Origin of the sequence: Streptomyces sp. CBMA29 (assembly GCF_014596445.1) — a bacterium.
GTDB lineage: Bacteria > Actinomycetota > Actinomycetes > Streptomycetales > Streptomycetaceae > Actinacidiphila.
The window spans coordinates 25,073-46,493 of record NZ_MECL01000074.1 but is presented as its reverse complement, the minus strand read 5'-3'; the positions used below and the strand labels follow the sequence as shown (position 1 = coordinate 46,493).

Annotated in this window: 15 protein-coding genes; 6 read left to right on the top strand and 9 right to left on the bottom strand. The window is 71.5% G+C overall.

Going from position 1 to position 21,421, the window contains the following annotated elements:
• Positions 1–286: 286 nt before the first annotated feature.
• The 3 genes from BGM09_RS37570 to BGM09_RS11400 are packed head-to-tail and all read left to right on the top strand — an operon-like array spanning position 287 to position 3,572.
• Complete coding sequence (locus BGM09_RS37570) at positions 287–946, top strand: site-specific integrase (protein WP_317452652.1); 660 nt, start codon at positions 287–289, stop codon at positions 944–946.
• Positions 943–3,090, top strand: coding sequence for a site-specific integrase (locus BGM09_RS11405; RefSeq protein WP_188281393.1), 2,148 nt, complete (start codon positions 943–945; stop codon positions 3,088–3,090). The genes BGM09_RS37570 and BGM09_RS11405 overlap by 4 nt, the downstream gene beginning before the upstream one ends.
• Before the next feature lie 20 nt (positions 3,091–3,110).
• Positions 3,111–3,572, top strand: a complete 462-nt coding sequence (locus BGM09_RS11400; protein ID WP_188281392.1) for a hypothetical protein — start codon at positions 3,111–3,113, stop codon at positions 3,570–3,572.
• 630 nt (positions 3,573–4,202) lie between these two features.
• Here BGM09_RS11400 and BGM09_RS11395 read toward each other — a convergent pair.
• Entirely contained in the window at positions 4,203–5,501 is a 1,299-nt protein-coding gene (locus BGM09_RS11395; RefSeq protein ID WP_411158289.1) for a glycoside hydrolase family 10 protein, read from the bottom strand.
• 235 nt (positions 5,502–5,736) lie between these two features.
• Between BGM09_RS11395 and BGM09_RS11390 the strand changes: the two genes are divergently transcribed.
• Both BGM09_RS11390 and BGM09_RS11385 read left to right on the top strand, forming a co-directional pair.
• On the top strand, positions 5,737–8,490 hold the full coding sequence (locus BGM09_RS11390; RefSeq protein WP_188281391.1) for a cellulose binding domain-containing protein: 2,754 nt from the start codon (positions 5,737–5,739) through the stop codon (positions 8,488–8,490).
• 117 nt (positions 8,491–8,607) lie between these two features.
• The gene (locus BGM09_RS11385; RefSeq protein ID WP_188281390.1) at positions 8,608–9,465 is read left to right on the top strand and encodes a 3-hydroxybutyryl-CoA dehydrogenase; all 858 of its coding nucleotides are present in this window, start codon (positions 8,608–8,610) and stop codon (positions 9,463–9,465) included.
• Between the two features lie 15 nt (positions 9,466–9,480).
• Here the strand turns inward: BGM09_RS11385 and BGM09_RS11380 are convergent, their stop codons facing one another.
• Entirely contained in the window at positions 9,481–10,455 is a 975-nt protein-coding gene (locus BGM09_RS11380; RefSeq protein ID WP_188281389.1) for a hydroxymethylglutaryl-CoA lyase, read from the bottom strand.
• Positions 10,452–11,720, bottom strand: a complete 1,269-nt coding sequence (locus BGM09_RS11375; protein ID WP_317452651.1) for a hydroxymethylglutaryl-CoA reductase, degradative — start codon at positions 11,718–11,720, stop codon at positions 10,452–10,454. Before BGM09_RS11375 ends, BGM09_RS11380 begins: the two co-directional genes overlap by 4 nt.
• Before the next feature lie 266 nt (positions 11,721–11,986).
• On the opposite strand from BGM09_RS11375, the gene BGM09_RS11370 reads away from it, so the two are divergent.
• Positions 11,987–13,927 carry a helix-turn-helix domain-containing protein gene (locus tag BGM09_RS11370; RefSeq protein ID WP_188281388.1) on the top strand — a complete coding sequence of 647 codons (1,941 nt, stop codon included), beginning with the start codon at positions 11,987–11,989 and terminating at the stop codon, positions 13,925–13,927.
• Here the strand turns inward: BGM09_RS11370 and BGM09_RS11365 are convergent.
• The 6 genes from BGM09_RS11365 to BGM09_RS11340 all read right to left on the bottom strand — a co-directional run bounded on the left by BGM09_RS11365 (position 13,924) and on the right by BGM09_RS11340 (position 21,372).
• Positions 13,924–14,781 carry a hypothetical protein gene (locus BGM09_RS11365; protein WP_188281387.1) on the bottom strand — a complete coding sequence of 286 codons (858 nt, stop codon included), beginning with the start codon at positions 14,779–14,781 and terminating at the stop codon, positions 13,924–13,926. The genes BGM09_RS11370 and BGM09_RS11365 overlap by 4 nt on opposite strands.
• A 2-nt stretch (positions 14,782–14,783) precedes the next feature.
• The gene (locus tag BGM09_RS11360) at positions 14,784–16,022 is read right to left on the bottom strand and encodes a CaiB/BaiF CoA transferase family protein (protein WP_188281386.1); all 1,239 of its coding nucleotides are present in this window, start codon (positions 16,020–16,022) and stop codon (positions 14,784–14,786) included.
• 186 nt (positions 16,023–16,208) lie between these two features.
• On the bottom strand, positions 16,209–17,429 hold the full coding sequence (rocD, locus tag BGM09_RS11355; protein WP_317452650.1) for an ornithine--oxo-acid transaminase: 1,221 nt from the start codon (positions 17,427–17,429) through the stop codon (positions 16,209–16,211).
• 90 nt (positions 17,430–17,519) lie between these two features.
• Positions 17,520–18,695, bottom strand: coding sequence for a M20 family metallopeptidase (locus BGM09_RS11350; protein ID WP_188281385.1), 1,176 nt, complete (start codon positions 18,693–18,695; stop codon positions 17,520–17,522).
• Entirely contained in the window at positions 18,692–20,269 is a 1,578-nt protein-coding gene (locus tag BGM09_RS11345; RefSeq protein ID WP_188281384.1) for a hydantoinase/oxoprolinase N-terminal domain-containing protein, read from the bottom strand. Before BGM09_RS11345 ends, BGM09_RS11350 begins: the two co-directional genes overlap by 4 nt.
• On the bottom strand, positions 20,266–21,372 hold the full coding sequence (locus BGM09_RS11340) for a DUF917 domain-containing protein (protein WP_188281383.1): 1,107 nt from the start codon (positions 21,370–21,372) through the stop codon (positions 20,266–20,268). The genes BGM09_RS11345 and BGM09_RS11340 overlap by 4 nt, the downstream gene beginning before the upstream one ends.
• Between the last annotated feature and the right edge of the window lie 49 nt (positions 21,373–21,421).

Sequence of the window (21,421 nt, the reverse complement as noted above, 5' to 3'; positions counted from 1 at the left end):
ACTTCTCCCGCTGGCTTCAGATCGCCGGCCAGCCGAGGCGTCCTCACTGGCGACGCCCGAGTGAGGCGGGCCGATGGGCTGCGGGCGGGAAGCCGTACGCGCCGTCGGTGCGAGCGCACAGCGAGACAGTGCTGCGGACCTTCTACGACTTCCACCGCGACATCGGCACCGGCCGATCCTCAACCCGTTCCCGCTGGACCGCTCACGTCGTGGACGGCGAGCGCATGCCCATCGCAACCCGATGGACCCACCCCGCAATGAACGCACCGGGCTCTACCGGCCGAGAGTGCCCAAGCGAGTGCCCCGCAGCGTCCCCAATGAGGAGTTCAATGAGATCTTCGCCCGGCTTCCATCGCACCGGGACCGAGCCCTGGTCGCCTTCCACATCTCCACCGGCGCTCGGGCCAGTGAACTGCTCAGCACATGGCAGGCGGGCGTGGATCCGGGGCGTCAGCTGATCTCGGTGGTCCGCAAGGGCACCCGGGAAGTCCAGGAACTCCCAGCCTCAACCGACGCGTTCGTCTGGCTGCGGCTCTACCAGGTGGAGATGGACGATGCGATCCCGCAAGGGCGGCGCCTCCCGCTTTGGTGGACCTTGTGCACACCGTCGAGACCGCTGACCTACCACGCGGTTCACCGGATGTTCGAGCGGGCGAACACCAAGGCCGGGACCTCTGCGACGCTGCATGCACTGCGGCACACCGCCGCCTACCGCATGGCCGAGGATCCCAATCTGCCCCTCACTGATGTCCAATTCGTCCTCGGTCACGCCCAGTTGACCACGACACAGCTCTACCTCACGCCCCGCAAGGAGGTGGTGATCCGGCGGCTGCTGGCCCACCATGCCGAACAGACGCGGCAGGCAGCCGCCCGCATCGCACCCCCTCCCGCAGCCGACTACCGGCCGGAGAGCCTCGATGTGCTGTTCGGAGCCGGTGCTCGATGACCACCATCTTGTCGGCATGCGCCGACCACGCACCGGTCCCCGGAGTTTCACCTGGGCGCAACCGCGCCATGGCCGCCCAGCAGCGCTTCCCCGCCCGGACCGTTCCTGACAGCTGGCCGGGCACCGAGCGCTCGCGCGCCGAGGCGGCCCGATTGCTGTCACGTCCGCCCTATACGCTGGCGAATGCCGGCAGCGAACTACACCACAAGCACGGCATCGTCATGGTGCTGGACTGGCTGGAAGACCAGCCCGGACAGACCTGGCAGGAACGGTGGCAGGCCAGCGGCATCGAGCAGGCAGGCGCTGCCTGGCGGTCGGTGATCAAGCAGTGGCTTCACGAACACGGCCTGAAGGCTGCCTGGCGCATGCCGGTGGTGGGTCGGGCTCTGACCACGGTGATCAGCGCTGAGCTGCTACGGCCGTCGGTGGACTGGCTGGCTGCCGGAGCCAGCCGCCAAGGAGTGCTGGTCCGCTCCATGGCACGCAGCCGTGATCCACACGGCTTTGAGCGCCTGCGAAAGCTGGGATCTCAAGCCCAGGGCGTGCGGCCGGGGGCCATCAGCACGATGCTCTGCCGCAGTGCCCTCATCCTCGCGGCGAAGGGCGGCATGCTGGCCGACATCACCATCGGCGACATCCTGGAACTCCTCGAGACTCAAGCTGTGGTGCTCAAGCGGGCGATGGCGGGGACCGAGGTGTTCTACCGACTGCTGCACCAGTTCGGAGCCCTCGGAGACGACGCCCCGCAGAATTTGCGCGAGGTCCGCAACCTGGGACAGCGCACTCCGGAGGAGCTGATCGACCGCTACGGACTGATCTGCCGCCCCGTCCGTGACCTGCTGGTGGACTATCTGCGGGAACGTCAGCCAGCGCTGGATTACAGCAGCCTGAAGTCTCTCTCTTACCACCTCGGCAAATGCTTCTGGCAGAACATCGAGCACCATCATCCCGGCGCCGACAGCCTCCGACTCGCCCCGGACCTCATCGGGCAGTGGAAGCAGAGGATTCGCACCAAGGACAAGACCGTCACCGACCCGGACGGCCGGCGCACGAGCACCAAGGTCGAGAGGCTCAATCACCGTGACACGCTCACCCAGGTGGGGGCCTTCTACCTCGATATCGCTCAGTGGGCACTGGAAGATCCCGGCCGCTGGGGCCCATGGGTGGCACCGAGCCCGGTGAGGGCTGACGAGGTGGAGAACCGCAAGCACCAACGACGACGCAAGGCGAGGATGGACGCCCGCACCCGCGAGCGCCTGCCGGTCCTGCCTGTCCTTGTCCGCTCGGTCGATCGGGGTCGCAGGGACGCGGCCCTGGTATTGGAAGCCGCCCGGCACACCCGCCCCGGCGAGGTATTCACCGCGGCCGGTCAGCAACTCGTACGCGCCGTCGTTCCGCATGGAACGGCCGGTCGAGTCTGGGCCGAGGACCCGGACACCGCCAAACGCCGCGATCTGGGGCTTGAGGACGAGCGGGCCTTTGGGACGTGGGCCGCGGTCGAGGTCCTGAGAGCCACCGGAATCCGCATCGAAGAACTACTCGAACTCAGCCACCACAGCCTGGTCCAATACCGGCTGCCCACCACTGGTGAACTCGTCCACCTCCTGCAGATCGTGCCGTCCAAGACGGATACCGAGCGACTGCTGTTGGTCAGCCCCGAGCTCGCCGACGTCCTGAGCGCGATCATCTGCCGAGCCCGGGACACCACCGGCGCCGTTCCCCTGGTCCGTTCCTGGGACCACCGCGAATGCGAGTGGCAGGCACCAGCCCCGTTGCTGTTCCAACGACGCATCTCCGGCGAGGACCGCGCGTTCACCGACGAAACCGTCCGCACGATGCTGGACCATGCCCTCATCGCCACGGGCCTGACCGATACCACCGGCGCCCCACTGCTGCCCGACCCCGCCCAGCGCGATCGGCTCGTCGAGATCCACGACAACCTCCTCGCCCGCATTGCTGAGGCCGAACGCGAAGCATGGCTCGGCGAGATGGAAGGGCTCCAGGTGAGCCTCGCCGGAGCAGAGGAAAAGCTCGCCCAACTCGACCGCCGCCGCGGCGGCCACACCACGGTCCACGATCTGTGCAACCGAACGACCTGGGGCCACGCACTCGCGGAGCTTCGATCCGACCGTCGATGTCAGTAGGCGGCCATAGTGTGTCGGCCATGACAGCGGCGATCAGCGTTCAGGTTCTGACGGTCGACGAGCTTCTGACCGCAATGGCGGAGCACTTCGGCTCTGAGCACACCTTCCTGACGGATCATCTCCCGAACCTGCCCGGCGTTTACGTCTGGTCGACTGACGACAGAGTGGTCTACATCGGATCGGCCGCATCGTTGGCCAAGAGAGTGAGTGACGAGAAGGGGTGGATAGCGGGCCACGAACCCGACGAGCAGTGGGCGGTGACCGTCGTTCACATGCTGAAGATCTACAACGCGACAGTGCAATGGGTCGCGACCGCTGACCACGCAGAAGCCTTGCTGCTGGAACGGCGCCTGATCGAGTGGCATCGCACCTGCACGGGGATGGGGCCGCTGGTCGTCGGCTGGGAGGCGAAGAAGGAAAGTCCACGGAAAGCTGGAGAAATGTGGGCTCAGGAGCTCTGGAAGCGGAAGTTCGGCCAGTGACAGAACCCGGATGTTGAGTTCAGAAAACACCCCCGGATCACGGCCGCGCTTGTACTCCACCACCACCGGAGCACCGTTCTCGCCGATCCCCAGCGAATCGATCCGCCCGCCGTGCAACCGCCCCGTGCTGTACTCGCTCGCGAGGAAGCGCACGCCCAGCAGGGCCAGCATGTTCGCCTCGACCAACCCCCGCAGATCCCGCTCGAACTCCAGCACCTGCGGCACAATCTCCACAGCGTTCCCACCACCGAGCGTGAACAGCCTCAAATACGCCCCCCTTGCGACCTTCACCGACAAGACACCAACACGGCAGGGATGCGCATTATTTCCATCACGAGATTCGTCCTGGCTGCTGGCGTACGGCACCGACCGCCCGGCCGCCACACGCAGCACAGGAGGCCGAGAAGGTGCTGATGACCTTCTTCGACCGGCCGCCTACGGCGGCCTCCTACGGGTGACGTCCGCCTCGCCACTCACCGCACCCGGGGGGCAGCGGTTCCGACCATCCGCTCATACCAAATATGTCCCACGGCAGCAGGAGCGGATCGATCGGAATGCCGAGCTTCGCAGGTCAGACCCCATCCACCGGCTGGTAGAGCAGCGCCTCTAGGCGCTTGGCCCCGCTCGCGCTCAACGACGCCTCCGACCGTGGCGCTTGTAGCGCTCAGCAACAAGGGTCATCGCGCCCAGAGGGTCTGCGGCGACCTGAGTGGCGGAGAAGTAGACGTTGCCGCGGACCTGCGGGTAGTGGGCGCAGAAGTCGAGGTGGCGGGTGAGTTCGGCCGGGTCCTGCCAGGCGTCGGGCTGACCCGCGACGCCGACCTTGTACAGGGCCTCGCCGATGTAGAGGCGCACGTTCGTGCCCCGGACGACGTCGGACCACCAGGGGACGAGGGCGGCGTAGTCGGCCGCCGCGAAGCCGATGTTCCAGTAGACCTGGGGGACGATGTAGTCGATCCACTGCTCCCTGACCCACTTGCGGGTGTCCGCGTGCAGGTCGTCGTAGGTCTGGACGCCCGCGGTGGTGGCCGAGCCGAGGGGGTCCGTGGCGGCGTTGCGCCAGACGCCGAAGGGGCTGATGCCGAACTGGGTACGCGGCCTGATCCGCTTGATCCTGGCGGCGGTCTCGCGCACCAGGCGGTCGGTGTTGTCCCGCCGCCAGGCGTCGCGGTCGGGGAATCCGGCACCGTACCGCGCGTAGGCGGCGTCGTCGTCGAAGACCTGGCCGGCGACCGGGTACGGGTAGAAGTAGTCGTCCCAGTGAACGGCGTCGATGGGGTAGCGGCGGACGGCGTCGAGCATCGCGTCCTGCACGAAACGTCGGACCTCGGGCAGTCCGGGGTTGTAGTAGAGCTTGCCGCCGAAGGGCACGATCCACTCGGGGTGGAGGCGGGCCGGGTGAGTGGGGGCGAGCTTGGTGACGTCGGTGTCCATCGAGACGCGGTACGGGTTGAACCAGGCGTGCAGTTCCAGGCCGCGGCGGTGCGCCTCGCGTACGGCGGTGCCCAGCGGGTCCCAGCCGGGGTCCTGCCCCTGAGTGCCCGTCAGATACCGTGACCAGGGTTCGTACGCCGACGGCCAGAAGGCGTCGGCGGTCGGCCGGACCTGGAACACGACGGCGTTGAGGCCCCGTTCGACCGCGGTGTCCAACAGGTCGAGCAGTTCCTGACGTTGCTGGTGGGCGGGGAGTCCGGGGGCCGAGGGCCAGTCGGTGTTGGCGACCGAGGCGATCCACATGCCGCGCAGGTCGCGGCCGTGGCCACCGGGTCCGCCGTGGCCCGCGGGACCCGGTGCGCCCTGGGGGGCGAGGGACGGTTCGGCCGCCCGCGCCGCCGAGCCGGGGATGACGGCGGCCAGCGCGCCCGCCGCCGCGACAGTGAAGGTCCTGCGGGTGAGCCGGTCCATCCGTGCCTCCTGATCATCCGTCATGATCCGCCGATGATGGGTGACTTCCGGCGCCGGGGCAACCCGCCGTTCGGTCCATTCCCTCGCGCGGCCCCCGCCGGGACGGAGCGTTGACGACCCCTTCTCGGGCGTCGGCACGAGCGCTAACATCCTGGGAGCGCTCCCACACCTCCTATGTATAGCGCCACCGTCCATCCCCCCACCACCCGCACGCGCGGGCCCGGCGCGGCCCGCGTCCGTACGGAGAGGACGCCTTTCCATGCTCCGCAGACCACTCGCCGCGCTCGTCGCGGCCCTGTCCCTGATAGGCGGCGCCTCCGCGGTCGCCGCGGTCACCGCCACCGCCACCGCGGCTCCGGCCACCGCCGCCGCACCGGCCGCCGTCGCCGACACGTACTCCTGGAAGAACGTCAGGATCGACGGCGGCGGCTTCGTCCCCGGCATCGTCTTCAACCAGTCGGAGAAGAACCTCGCCTACGCGCGGACCGACATCGGCGGCGCCTACCGCTGGAACGAGGCCGCCAAGTCCTGGACACCGCTGCTGGATTCGGCGGGCTGGACCGACTGGAACAGGAACGGCGTGGTCAGCCTCGCCACCGACGCGCTCGCACCCGACAAGGTCTACGCGGCCGTCGGCATGTACACCAACTCCTGGGACCCCAACAACGGTGCCATCCTGCGCTCTTCGGACCGCGGTGCGACCTGGGCGGCGACCGCGCTGCCGTTCAAGCTCGGCGGCAACATGCCCGGCCGCGGCATGGGCGAGCGGCTGGCCATCGACCCCAACAAGGACAGCGTCCTGTACTTCGCCGCGCCCAGCGGCAACGGGCTGTGGCGCAGCACCGACTCCGGTGTGACCTGGGCGAAGGTCACCGCCTTCCCCAACGTCGGCAACTACGTGGCCGATCCGTCCGACAGCAGCGGCTACCAGAGCGACAACCAGGGCGATGTGTGGGTGACCTTCGACCCGCGCACCGGCACCAAGGGCTCCACCACGCAGACCATTTACGTGGGCGTGGCCGACAAGGCCAACACCGTCTACCGCTCGACGGACGGCGGCGCCACCTGGTCCCGGCTGGCGGGCCAGCCCACCGGTTACATCGCGCACAAGGGCGTGCTGGACGCGGTGAACGGCTACCTCTACCTCGCCACCAGCGACACCGGCGGCCCGTACGACGGCGCCAAGGGCCAGGTGTGGCGGTACGCGACCGCGACCGGCGCGTGGACCAACATCAGCCCGATGTCGGACGCGGACACGTACTTCGGCTACAGCGGTATGACCGTCGACCGGCAGCACCCCGGCACGATCATGGTCACCGGCTACAGCTCGTGGTGGGCCGACACCCAGATCTTCCGCAGCACCGACAGCGGCGCGACCTGGACGCGGGCCTGGGACTTCACCAGTTACCCCAACCGCGCCGACCGCTACACGATGGACGTCTCGTCGTCCCCGTGGCTGAGCTGGGGCGCCAACCCGTCGCCGCCGGAGGAGACTCCCAAGCTGGGCTGGATGACGGAGTCGCTGGAGATCGACCCGTTCAACTCCAACCGCATGTGGTACGGCACCGGCGCCACCGTCTACGGCACGGACAACCTCACCAACTGGGACACCGGCGCGAAGTTCACCATCAAGCCCAACGCCAAGGGCCTGGAGGAGACCTCGGTCCAGGACCTGGTCAGCCCGCCGACCGGCGCACCGCTGATCAGCGCGCTCGGTGACATCGGCGGCTTCCGGCACACCGACCTCACCGCCGTGCCCCCGATGATGTTCACCCAGCCCAACTTCACCACCACCACGAGCCTGGACTTCGCGGCCACCAACGCGAACACCATGGTCAGGGTCGGCAACGCGGACAGCGGCGCGCACGTCGCCTTCTCCACCGACAACGGCGCCAACTGGTTCGCGGGCACCGACCCGTCCGGGGTCAGCGGCGGCGGTACGGTCGCGGCGGCGGCCGACGGCAGCCGCTTCCTCTGGGCCCCGTCCGGTACCGGCGTCAAGTACGCGGTCGGCTTCGGGAGTTCGTGGTCCGACTCCACCGGCATTCCGACCGGCGCGGCCATCGGCTCCGACCGGGTCAACCCGAAGAAGTTCTACGGTGTCTACGGCGGCAAGTTCTACGTGAGCACCGACGGCGGCGCGACCTTCGCCGCGACGGCGGCCACCGGACTGCCCGCGGAGGCGGGCAAGCTCAAGGCGCTGCCCGGCGCCGAGGGCGACGTGTGGGTGGTGGGCGGCAGCACGGGCGGCGCGTACGGCCTGTGGCACTCCACCAACTCCGGCGCGAGCTTCACCAAGCTGGCCAACGTGCAGGAGGCCGACACCATCGGCTTCGGCAAGGCCGCCCCCGGCGCGACCTACCAGGCGCTCTACACCAGCGCGAAGATCGGCGGCGTCCGCGGCATCTTCCGCTCCACCGACGCGGGCGCGAACTGGGTGCGGATCAACGACAACGCCCATCAGTACGGCGTGACCAACACCGCCATCACCGGCGACCCCAGGGTCTACGGCCGCGTCTACATCGCGACCAACGGCCGCGGCATCATCTACGGCGACACCTCGGACAGCTCCGGCGGTACGACCCCGCCGACCACTCCCCCGACGACCCCGCCCACGACTCCCCCGACCACACCGCCCACCACGCCTCCCACCACTCCCCCGACCACACCGCCGACCACACCGCCCGGCTCCGGCGCCTGCTCGGTGGCGTACGACGTCACCAATTCCTGGCCCGGCGGCTTCCAGACGTCCGTCACGGTCAAGAACAACGGCTCGGCGGCGATCTCCAACTGGAAGCTGGCCTGGTCCTTCGCCGGCGGCCAGACCGTCACGTCGCTGTGGAGCGCGGACTACACGCAAAGCGGCGCGGCCGTCACGGTCACGGCGCCGAGCTACGCGGCGGTGCTGCCCGCGGGCGGCTCCGCGACCTTCGGCTTCACCGGTAGCGCGCCGGGGACGAACACCTCCCCCGCCGCCTTCTCGCTCAACGGTTCCGCCTGCTCCGTGGGCTGACCCCGGCTCCTTCGGGTACGCGCGGGACCGGCACCCGGCCGGTCCCCCGTGTACCGGACACAGGTAACGTCTGTCCGGTACACGGAAGCGGTACACGGAAGCGGCAGGGGCTGACGAGTGAGTGACATCCAGCGCGTCGGAGTGGTCGGCGCGGGCCAGATGGGGGCGGGCATCGCGGAGGTGTGCGCGAAGGCCGGGCTCGACGTCCGGGTCGCGGAGACCACCGGTGAGGCCCTGGAACTGGGCCGCACCCGGCTGACGAACTCGCTCGGCAAGGCCGCGGAGCGCGGCAAGATCACCGAGGCGGAGCGCGACGAGACGCTGGCCCGGCTGACCTTCACCACCGACCTGGGCGAGTTCGCCGACCGCGACCTGGTCATCGAGGCCGTGGTGGAGAACGAGCAGGTCAAGATCGACATCTTCCGGGTGCTCGACCAGGTGGTGACCCGGCAGGACGCGATCCTGGCCTCCAACACTTCCTCGATCCCGCTGGTCAAGCTGGCCGTGGCGACCTCCCGGCCCGACCAGGTCATCGGCATCCACTTCTTCAACCCCGCCCCGGTGCAGCGCCTGGTCGAGCTGATCCCCGCGCTCACCACCGGCAGCGACACCCTCCAGCGGACCGAGGCGCTGGTCACCGACGTGCTCGGCAAGCACGCCATCCGGGCCCAGGACCGCTCCGGCTTCGTCGTCAACGCGCTCCTGGTGCCGTATCTGCTCTCCGCGATCCGGATGTTCGAGTCGGGCATCGCGACCCGCGAGGACATCGACAACGGCATGGAGCTGGGCTGCGCGCACCCGATGGGCCCGCTCAAGCTGTCGGACCTGATCGGCCTCGACACGGTCGCCGCCATCGCCGACTCGATGTACTCCGAGTACAAGGAGCCGCTGTACGCGGCGCCGCCGATCCTTCAGCGGATGGTCGACGCGGGCCGCCTCGGCCGCAAGACGGGCGCGGGTTTCTACCCGTACTGACCGCCCGCCCGCGCCCTAGCGGTCCCCGTCCGGCCAGTCGCGGTCCAGGGCCTGGACGACCCGTGACGGGGACGGCCGGCCGAGGAGCGCGGTGACACGGAGCCCCGCGCGCATCGCCGCGTCCAGGTCGACCCCGGTCTCGATGCCGAGACCGGTGAGCATCCAGAGCAGGTCCTCCGTCGCGAGGTTGCCGGTGGCGGAGCCCGCGTACGGGCAGCCGCCGATGCCGCCGGCCGAGGCGTCGAAGGTCGTGACCCCGGCGAGCAGTCCCGCGTGCACGTTGGCCAGGGCCTGACCGTACGTGTCGTGGAAGTGCAGGGCGATCCGGTCGCGGGCCACACCCGCCTCGGCGACCGCTGCGAGGACCGCGCCCACGTGGCCCGGTGTGCCGACGCCGACGGTGTCGCCGAGGCTCACCTCGTGGCACCCGGCGTCGACCAGGTCCCGGGTCACCTCCGCGACCCGTTCCGGGCGGACCGGCCCCTCCCAGGGATCGCCGAAGGCCATCGAGACATAGCCGCGGACCCGGAGACCCGCGGCCAGTGCCCGCTCGGTCACTTCTCCCGCGACCTCGACCGCCTCCGAGCGGCCCATCGCCAGATTGCGGCGCGCGAAGGTCTCGGTCGCGCTGACGAAGACCGCGACGGCCGACGCCCCGGCGTCCAGGGCGCGGTCAAGACCCCGGCCGTTCGGCACCAGGACGGGGTGCCTGCTCAGGTCCGCGCCCGCCTCCCGCAACGCGGCGAGCACATCTGCGGCGTCCGCCAACTGCGGGATCCAGCGCGGGGAGACGAAGCTGGTCGCCTCGACCACGGGCAGCCCGGCGGCGGCCAGGTCGCGGATCATCCGGACCTTGGCCCCGGTGGGCACCTGGGCCTGCTCGGCCTGAAGCCCGTCGCGGGCGCCGACCTCGTAGACCGTCACCCGGCGCGGCAGTCCCGGCGACCGGTGGGCGGCGGGCAGTCCGAGCGCGACCGGCGACCGGGTCACGGCCGGTCCCGCAGGTCGGCCAGGATCCGCTCGGCTGCGTCCGCGCGTACGGACCTGTCCGCGACCATCCGCGCGACGACCGTGTCGATCTCGGCGGCGGTGGCCCCCGCGGTCACGGCCACGTTGCGCGCGTGCAGCGACATGTGGCCGCGCTGGATGCCCTCGGTGGCCAGCGCCCGCACCGCCGCCGCGTTCTGGGCCAGGCCGACGGCCACGATGATCTCGGCCAGCTCGCTCGCCGTCTCCACGCCGAGCAGCGTGACGTTGGCCCGCGCCACGGGGTGCACCTTGGTGGCGCCGCCGACCAGTCCGACCGGCATGGGCAGCTCCAGCGTGCCGACCAGATCACCGTCGGCGTTCTTCTCGAAGCGCGACATCGCGGTGTATCGGCCGTCCGGCCCGACGGCGTGGGAGTGCGCTCCCGCCTCGACCGCGCGGGTGTCGTTGCCGGTCGCCAGGACGACGGCGGTGACGCCGTTCATGATGCCCTTGTTGTGGGTCGCGGCGCGGTAGGGGTCGGCGACGGCGAATTCGGCCGCGTCCAGCATGTTCTCCACGACGTCGGGGCCACCGAGCAGGCCCGCGTCGAAGGTCGCCGAGACACGGGTGAGGCGCAGGTCGGCCTTGTTGGTGAGGATGCGCAGGAGGGTCCGCCCGCGGGCGATCTCGGCCGCGCGGGGGGCGATGGCCTCGGCCATGGTGTTGACCGCGTTCGCGCCCATGGCGTCGCGCACGTCGACCACGAGGTGCAGCACGACATAGGTCTGCCGCCTGCTGGGCACCAGCCGCACCGAGATCTCGCGCGCCCCGCCGCCGAACCGGACCAGCGCCGGGTCCTGTCCGTTGGCGAGCGCGATCAGTTCCTCGGCCGCGGACAGCAGCCGCACCCGCGCGCCCGCCGGGTCGGCGACATCGAGGATCTGCACCTGCGCCTGCATGAGCGGGACGCTGGAGGAGGTACGGAAACCCCCGTGGTCGCGCGTCATCCGGGCGAGGTTCGAGGCCGCCGCGACGACCGAGGGCTCCTCGGTCGCCATGGGGACGAGGATGTCGCGGCCGTTCACCACGAAGTTGGTCGCGATGCCGACCGGGAGGCCGAGGACACCGACGACGTTCTCGGCCATGTGGTCGGCCTGGCCGAGCGAGAGGCCCCGGTCCGGCGAGAGCGCGTCGAACAGGGCGAGGGGCACCTTCATCGCCTCGGCGGCGCGGGCACGGCGCTGCTCGACGGAGAGATTCCTGAAACCCGACAGACGGCTGGTCACGATGCCATGGCCTTCCTCCGGAAGCGGTCACGGGCGGGAGCGGTGAAGGACGGGAGCGGTGGTGCCGAGGGACGCGCGGGGGCGCGTCCCTCGGGTGCTGGTCACGCTAGTGACGGCACGGAACCCCCCGCTATGGACCGTCAGCACGTCGTAGGGCACGCTGAGTGTGCGCAGCGCACAGCGGTCGGCGGCACAGGTCGACGACAGGGTTCGGCGGCAGAAGTCGGCAACAGCAGTCGGCGCGGCGCGCGGAGGGAGCGGTCGCTGTGGAGAGCGGAGCCGAGCGGGCGGACGGCGGTACGGCGGCCGGCCGCGCGCGGGCGCTGGCGGTCGTCCTGGACGCGGCCGTCGGCGAACAGGCGGTGGACCCCTACCGGCTGGACGACGCGCTCGCGGACCTCGGCGTGACCGGCGGTTCCGCGGCGGGCACCGCGCAGCGGCTGTACGGGGTGCGGCGCGACCACCTGCGGCTGCGCCGCCGTGAGCACGAGCTGACCGCCCTGTTCTCCAGCGCCCGGGAACTGGCCGAGGAGCGGGACGCCGACGCGCTGCTGGCCCGGCTGGTGGAGCGCGCGCACGACATGATGGACTCCGACGTCACGTATCTCTCGGAGTTCGACGCCGCCAGCCTGACGCTGCGGGTCCGCAAGACGGCGGGCTCGGTCAGCCCGCGCTTCCAGCGCCTGGTGGTGCCGCCCGGCCGCGGGCTGGCCGGCCTCGTGGTCGAGACCCGCGCCGCGCAGTGGGTGACGCGTTACGAGGACGACTCCGTCGGGTGGCACGAGGACTCGCTGTCCGAGGCGGTCGCCGCCGAGGGCCTGGTCTCGCTCCTCGGCGTGCCGCTGCTCTCCGACGAGGACGTCCTGGGGGTGCTGTTCGTCGGGACCCGCGACGAGCACGCCTTCACTCCCGAGCAGGTCGCGCTGCTCTCGGCGCTCGCCAACCACGCCTCGGTGGTGCTCCAGACCGCGCAGCGGCTCCAGCGCCTCCAGCGCTCCCAGGAGGAGGCGCGCGACGCGCTGGAGCTGCTGAGGGAGCACTTGGTCGAGCGCGACCGCGCCAACGCGGTGCATCAGCAGCTCATCCGGTCCGTGCTGGAGGACAGCGGCTTCTCGCCGATCGCCGAGAAGCTCGCCGAGGCCCTGGACCGCGCGGTGGCCGTCGTGGACGAGTACGGCGAGGTGATCGTGACGGCCGGGCGCGCCCTGTCGGCCGACGCGGTGCGCCGCGCGTCACCGGTCGCCGACGCCGTACGGGCCAGCCATGACTCGGGCCGCTGCGTCCTGGTCGAGGACGGCGGGGACATCGGGGCGGTCGCCGCCCTGACGACCGGCTCGTACTACTTCGGCGCCGTGCTGCTCGGTACGGGCGGTTTCCCGCTCAGCTCCGTCGACCTGCGGACCGTCGAGCGGGGGGCGCAGGTCGGCACGCTCCTGGCCATGCAGCGGCAGGCCGTCTCGGACGCGGAGCACCGCAGGCAGGGCGAGTTGCTGGCCGATCTGCTGGACGGCTCGCCCGACCGCCGGCGCGACGCGGTGCGCCGGGCCAAGCGGTTGCGCGTCCCCGTCCAGGACCTCGACACCCTCGTGCTCTTCGCCGTGCCGGGCGAGCACCGGCCGCAGGCGACCCGGACGCTACTCGGTCCGCTGCACAGCCGGGCGCTGGTGGGCGAGTACGGCGGCAACGTCGCCGTCGCCCTGTCGTCCCGGCAGCCCGGCGTCACCGTCCAGCGGCTCCACGACCAGCTGCGCGAGGCGCTGTCGGTCCCGGTGCTGTCGGTGAGCGCCGCGACGGCCGGTGACCTGCCCGCGGCGGCCGTGACGGCGCGGCGCACCGTCCGGCTGCTCCAGGCCCTGGGGGCGGGCGACCTCGCGGCGCGGGCCGAGGACTACCACCCCTACGCGGCGGTCTTCGAGCCCGACCCCGCCGCCCTGACCGCGTATCTCGACACGATGGTGGGGCCGGTACGGCGCTACGACGCCGAGCACGGTACGGACCTGCTCGCCACCCTGCGCGCCTTCGTACGCAATCAGTCGAGCCCGACCAGGACCGGCCGGGAGCTGGGCTTCCACACCAACACGATCCTCCAGCGGATCGAACGGCTGACCCGGCTCCTGGGCGAGGGCTGGCGCGACGACGAGCTGTTCTTCCGGCTCTCGCTCGCCGTCCGGCTGGACGAGATCGCCGAGCGGCTGCGCCGTTCCTAGGGCGTGTCCGCAAGGTCTGGTCGTCGCCCGGAGGGCGCTTGCGTACGAGCAAGGCCGCGGGCGAGCGGGCGGTGGGCGGCGTCCAGGACGCGGACCCGGACGCCGTCGGCGTCCTCGCGTCCGACCAGGGTCACCGGCCGGTCGACGAACGCGGGCGAGACCGAGCGCATCGAGAACTCGCGGATCGTGCGGCCGGGCAGTGAGCGCGTCACGAAGTCGAGCAGGAGCACGCGCATCAGGGGGCCGTGCACCAGCAGGTCGGGCAGGCCCTCGACGTCCTGCGCCCAGGCCCGGTCGTAGTGCACCCGGTGGGTGTTGAAGGTCAGCGCCGAGTACCGGAAGAGCTGTCGGCTGTCCAGGGTCGCCCGCCGCGACCAGTCCCACCGCTCGGCCTCGCCCGCGGGTACGTCGGCGGGCGCGGCAGCGGGGTCGCTCGCGGGCAGGAACACGTCGTGCCAGGTGCTCGTGACCGCGACGGCGCCGTCCACCAGGTAGGCCCGCTCGATGTCGGCGAAGACCAGTTCCCCGGCCCGGCCGCGCTTGCGGGTCACGGCCCCGGGCGTGGTGCGCTGTTCGACCGTGTCGCCGTAGCGCAGGGGCCGCAGGAAGCGGGTGTCCTCACCGGCGTACATGCGCCGGGGCAGGCCGGGGTCGGGCACCGTGCCGTCGGCGCCGGGCGAGCCGTCGGGGCGCAGGTCGGCGAAGGCCGCGTCGAAGGGGAAGCAGATCCCCTCCCAGCCCGCGGGCAGCGGCTCGCCGAGTACCGGCTCAGGGGCGGAGGGCGCGAAGGTGGAGCGGTACGCGGCGGCGGGCTCGGTCCGCAACGGCTCGCGGCGGACGGTCTCCTCACCCATCGTCAGATCACCTTCGCCGCGCGCAGCTCTTCGATCCGCGCCCGGTCGTAACCCGCGAAGCGGCGCAGCACCTCGTCGGTGTGCTCCCCCACCTTGTTGGCGGTTCGCCCCGGCACGGCGGGGGTGGCGCTGAGCTTGATGGGCGAGCCGAACATCCGCAACGCGCCCAGCGGGCCGTAGTCGGCCTCGACGATCATGTCCCGCTCGGCGGTGCCCGGGTCCTCGACGACCTCCCCGATGTCGCGGACGGCCGTCAGCGGGATGAGGTCGCCCGCGAGGTCCTCAAGCTCCTGCCGGGTCCGCCCGGCGAACCAGCCGGTGACCAGCGGCTTCACCCGGCGGTCGTACGTCTCCTTGTCGAAGCGTTTGCGCATCGTGTCGATCTCGGGGTCCGTGGCCGCCTCGGGCGTGCCGAACAGTGCGCAACTGGCCGCCCAGAGCTTGTCGGTGTAGCCGCCGAAGAACACCTGCCCGTCGGCGCAGGGGAACAGCTCGTACGGCCTGACCCACGCGTGCTCGTTCCCGGCGGGTGTCGCGACCTTCCGGTCGACGGTGTAGTCGACGACGGCCGTCTCGGTCATGGCGAGGACGCTGTCGACCTGGGCGACGTCCACCAGTTGGCCGACGCCGGTGCTCTCGGCGTGCCGCAACGCGGCCAGGGTGCCGACGACGGCGAACATCGTGGCCGACAGGTCTCCGATGGTGACGCCCACCCGCACCGGCGGGGTGTCGGGATAGCCGTTCATCGACCACAGGCCGCCCGCGGCCTGCGCGGTGCTGTCGAAGGCCGGACGGCGGCGACGGCTGCCCGTCTGGCCGTAGCCGGAGATGGCCGTGTACACCAGCCGGGGGTTGATCCCGGCCAGCACCTCGTAGCCCAGGCCGAGCTTGTCCATGGTGCCGGGCCGGAAGTTCTCGACGAGGACGTCGGCGTGGGCGACCAGGTCCTTGAGCGCCTGCTTGCCTTCGTCACGGGCCAGGTCGAGGCAGACACCGAGCTTGCCGCGGTTGTACTGGCCGTAGTACCCGCTGAACTCCTCGTCGTCCGAGCGCAGGTACGGCGGGAAGCCGCGCGACACATCGGGGTTCGCGGGATTCTCGACCTTGATGACGGTCGCGCCGAGGTCGGCCAGCGTCTGCGCGGCGTACGGTCCCGCCAGGACGTGGGACAGGTCGACGACCACCACTCCGGTCAGTGCGGCCCGGCCGTCGGCGCCGGTCTCCGTCTGGTCCCTGTCCATCCCGCACCCCTGCCTCTTCGTTCTCGTCGGCTCCGCCGCGTGGACACGGCCGGATGCCGCATGTCTGTTTCCGCCTCTGCGCCGCACGATAGTTGTGGCGCCGACCGACGGCGATGGGCCCACCGTCCATCAGGACGGCCTGATGCCGGGCCCTCGTCACTGCCGTCCTGAGGACGGCGGAACCGCTTACGCCAGCGCCCGCAGGACGTCGGCGAGCTGGGCGACGCCCCAGGACAGCTCGCTCGGCTCGATCACCAGGGGAGGCGAGAGCCGCACGGTGGAGCCGTGCGTGTCCTTCGCGAGCACACCGCGCCGGGCCAGCTCCTCGCAGACGGTACGGCCGGTGGCGAGCGAGGGGTCGACGTCGATCCCCGCCCACAGCCCGATGGTCCGGACCGAGACCAGCCCCCGGCCGACCAACGGCGCCAGCTCGTCGCGCAGGAGCGCCCCCAAGGTCCGGGCGCGCTCCTGGTACTCCCCGGTCTTCAGCAGATCGACGACGGCGGTTCCGATCCGGCAGGCCAGCGGGTTGCCGCCGAAGGTCGAGCCGTGCTGCCCCGGGCGCAGGACACCGAGGACGTCGCTGTCGGCGACCACCGCGGACGCGGGGACGATGCCGCCGCCGAGCGCCTTGCCCAGGATGTACACGTCGGGCGTCACCGCGACGTGGTCGCAGGCGAAGGTCTCCCCCGTCCGCCCCAGGCCCGACTGGATCTCGTCGGCGAGGAACAGGACGCCCTGCTCGTCGCAGATCCGGCGCACCGCGGGCAGATAACCCGCGTCGGGGATGATCACACCGGCCTCGCCCTGCACCGGCTCCAGCAGCACCGCGGCGGTGTCGGGGGTGATCGCCGCTTCCAGCGCCGCCGCGTCGCCGTAGGCCACCGTCACGAAGCCCGGGGTGAACGGTCCGAACCCGTTCCTGGCGTCGGGGTCGTCGGAGAAGCCGACGACGGTGGTCGTCCGGCCGTGGAAGTTGCCGGAGGCCACGATGATCTCGGCCCGGTTCTCGCGGACGCCCTTGACCTCGTAGGCCCACTTCCTGGCGACCTTGACGGCGGTCTCGACGGCCTCCGCGCCGGTGTTCATCGGCACCATCATGTCCTTGCCGGCCAGGTCGCTGAGCGCGGCGGCGTACCGCTCCATCCCGGTGTGGTCGTAGGCGCGGCTGATCAGGGTCATCGCCGCGAGCTGGTCGTGGGCCGCCGCGAGCAGGGTGGGGTTGCCGTGGCCGAAGTTCATCGCGGAGTAGGCGCTGAGCATGTCGAGGAAACGGCTGCCCGAGGCGTCCGTGACCCAGACGCCCCGCGCGGACTCGGCCCGCACCGGAAGGGGCGAGTAGTTGTTGGCGAGCCGGCTCACCCGGCGCTGTGGAACGGTGGTGCCTGTGGTGGTTCCTGCGTGCACAATTTCCTCCTCGGACGGGTGTTTCGAGCGCGCGGTCGGCTGAGCGAACGCCGGTAGGGGGAGCCGACGGGCGGGCGGGCGCGGCGGCCCTCAGGATGCGAGGCGCCGCCAGGCCAGTTCCGCCAGGAGCGCCGCGTGTTCGCCGAGGCGGGAGTCGTCGAAGACCGCCCGCTCGGAGTGCATCGGGCCGCTCGTACCGTCCTCGGGCCGTACGCCGAGGAAGACCAGTGTGCCGGGCACCTTTTCGAGCACGTAGGCGAAGTCCTCCGAGGCCATGCCGGGGAACGGCAGGCGCACCACCCGGTCGCCGTAGCGCTCGTCGAGCAGCGCGAGCACCCGTTCGGTCTCTGCCGGGTCGTTGACCGTCACCGGGTACGACTCGACGTACTCGGTGTCGACCGCGCAGCCGTGCGCCTCGCCGAGCGCGACGGCCAGCGCCGGGAGTCCGTCACGTACCAGCGCGAGCGTCGCGGGCGACAGGGCGCGGATGTTCGCCTCCAGGCTGACGGAGGCGGCGAGGACGTTGCCCGCGGCGGAGTCGGAGGAGACGCGGGTCACCGAGACCACGGCCGGGTCGGCGACCGGTATCCGGCGCGCCACGAAGGACTGCGCCGCGAGGATGATCTCGGCCGCCACCGGGACCGGGTCGAACCCGTGGTGGGGGTAGGCGGCGTGGCCCCCGGTCCCGGTCACCCGGAGGTGCAGCGCGCTGACGCTCGACATCATCGGACCCGGCCGGGTGACCGCCCGGCCCCCCGGCGTCACGCAGTCGACATGGACGGCGTACGCGGCGACCGGGCGCTCGCCCGCCGCCTCCAGGACGCCTTCCTCGATCATCAGCCGACCGCCCGCGTACCCCTCCTCGCCGGGCTGGAACATGAACACGACGGTGCCGGGCAGCTCCGCGCAGCGGGCCGCGAGGAGCCGGGCGGCGCCGACCAGGCCCGCCATGTGCAGGTCGTGGCCGCAGGCGTGCATGGCGCCGTTGGCCGCCGCGAACGGCAGGCCGGTGGCCTCCGGGACCGGCAGGGCGTCCATGTCGGAGCGCAGCAGGACGACGGGGCCCGGCCGGCCGCCGCGCAGCACGGCCGTCACCGACGTCAGACCGTCCCCGGTGGTGATCTCCAGGCCGAGGCCGTCCAGCGCGGTGACGATCGCCGCCTGCGTCCGGGGCAGGTCGAGGCCGACCTCGGGGTGGGCGTGCAGTGCCCGGCGCAGCGCGACGAGGTCGGCGCGCGCCGCGTCACCCGCGGTGAACTCGGTCACCGCGCCGCGGCCCGTTCGCCGAGCCGCGCCAGCGGTCCCGCGGCCTTGACCGACACTTCCACGGTCGGCCGGTCGCTGTAAGGGACGGGCGTCTCCAGCACGTCGACGACGGCCACTTCCAGCGGGTCGGCGCCCGCCTGGATCGCCTTGGCGATCGCCGCCTCCGACGCCTGGGCGATGGCCGCCTCACGGTCCTCCAGAGGGCTGATCTGGTCGGCGCGGCCTCCGGCGAGCGAGATCGCGGCGCCCACCGCGTTCGCGACGTCGCCGTGGTCGGGCCGCACGATGGGACCGGCGCCGGGCAGGTCGTCGGGTACGAGGAAGCCGCCGCCGCCGACCACCACGAGCGGCAGGTCGGCGCGGCCGAGGGAGAGCCGTTCCACGGCTTCCTCGATCAGCACGTGCGCGCGCTCCAGCGCGGCGCGCAGCACCTGCTCGTCGGCCGCCGTCTGGGCGGGGAGGGTCCGTCCGGCGATCGAGGCGCCCGCGAGGGCTGCCGCGTCGGTCAGGGTCGGCGTCCGGCCGCCGAAGAGCAGGCCCTCCGTCGCGATCCGGTAGCCCACGGAGCCCGGTCCGACGGCGCCGGTCACCGGGTCGATGGTCGTACCGCCGCCCACGCCGAGGCTGAGGATGTCGGGCATCCGGAAGTTGGTCCGTACGCCGCCGATCTCGCGGGGCAGCGTGGACTCGCGGGGGAATCCGTTCACCACCACGCCCAGGTCGGAGGTGGTGCCGCCGACGTCGATGACGATCGCGTTGGTGGCGCCGGAGAGGTAGGCCGCGCCGCGGATGGAGTTCGCCGGGCCGGAACCGATGGTGAGCACCGGGTACTGGGCGGCGTAGTCCAGCGACATCAGCGTGCCGTCGTTCTGCGCGAAGAAGGTGACGGCGTCGAGCCCCTCCTCGTCGACGACCGTCATCAGGGCCTCGGTGACCGAGCGGGCCACGCTGTGCAGCGCCGCGTTCAGGACGGTGGCGTTCTCCCGCTCCAGCAGACCGGTGGGACCGATGTCCTGGCTGAGGAAGACGCGCGTGTCGGGGCCCAGGTGGGCGCGGAGCAGTTCGGCGACCTCGAGTTCCTGGTCCGGCATCGAGGGGCTGAAGATGCCGGTCACGGCGACGGCGTCGAAGTGGTCGAGTCCGTCGAGGAAGCGCAGGATGGCGTCCCGGTCCAGCGGCGCGATGGGCGTGCCGTCGACCATGTGGCCGCCGCCGACCATCGCGGACCCCGCCAGGATGAGTCCGGCGAGATCGCCCGGCCAACCGAGCAGCGGCGGGTACTCGGTCGCCGCCGGGGCGCCGAGCCGGATGGTCGCCACCCGGTCGAGCTGCCGCCGGGCGACGATCGCGTTGGTGGCGTGCGTCGTGCCGAGCATGATCCGTGAGACCCGTGACCGGTCCTCGCCGAGCGCCGCGAGCACATGGGCGATTCCGGCCCTGATGCCGCCGGTGACGTCGTCGGTCGTCGGCTGTTTGGTGTGGGCGAGCACGGTGCCGGTGCTGTCGATGGCGACGGCGTCGGTGTTGGTGCCGCCGACGTCGACGCCGATGGAGAGATCGCGCGTGGCCGTCATCGGGTGCTTCCTTCGAAGGGGGTGTAGGTCAGCTCGTATCCGAACGCCCGCGGTCCGGCCAGTTCCAGACCGCGCGGTGTCCGCCAGATCGGGTCGCACGCCCAGGCGAGTACGGAGACGCGCTGGCCGTACCGCAGCATCTCGGTGGTGATCGCGTGGCCGGTCTCGGCGTCGATGATGGTGACGTTGTCGGGGACGCTCACGAGCACTTCGCCGTCCTCCAGCACGACCAGGTTCTCGTTCTGGATCTCCAGGCGCTGGAGCCTGCCGCGGTCGGTGCCCGTACCGGCGATCGTCACGGAGCCGCGGGAGAAGCCGCCGACAGTGCGGCGGTCGAGGTCGGTGATCTTGCCGGTGAGCAGGATCGAGCCGCCGAGTTCCGCGGCCACGGCGGCGACCGGCTCGGGTGAGGAGAGCAGCGCGTGGCCGACGCGGACGGCGGCGCTGACCGTGCCCTCGACGACGGCGCCCTTGGCCGTCTCGGCCGTGAGGGGGTAGTGCACGCCGAGGCAGATGGAGCCGCTGGCGACGGTGAGGGCGCGCGCGTGCCGCTCCAGCCAGTGCAGGTCGACGGTCTTGAGCACCGAGACGTTGCCGACCACGTCGCTCAGGACGGAGAAGTCGCACGGGACTCCGGCGACGTTCATGGCGACCATCGCCGCGTCGGGGAAGGCCCGGCCCATGCCGTCGGCGTCGAGCAGTTTCAGCCCGAGGCGGGAGGCCCAGCCCACCGGCCCGACGCCGTTGCTGCCGCCGATCTCCGCGGCCATGAGAGCGGTGATGGGGCGGCCGGCGACGGCCTCGGCCTCGCGGACGAGGAGGTCGACCTGACGGTTGGAGGAGAGCATCTCGATGCCCACGGTGGGGGCGCCGATGCCCGACATGAGGATCACCAGGTCGTCGGGGCCGAGATCGTCGACGGTGACCAGCGGCACCGGGCCGTTCGCGCGGAGCGTTTCCTCGGCGACGATCTGCGAGGTGTAGACCGCCCCGCCGCCCCCGGTGCCGAAGATCGCTGTGCCCGCGGCCAGCGCCGCGACGTCTGAGGCCGCGACGGCGGAGGCCCTGTGAGGGGCGGGCGCGTCGGGGGGTGTGTGAACCATGGGCCTCACGATATGGCGGCGCCCTGAGCGCACCTATGGCCCGACAGTC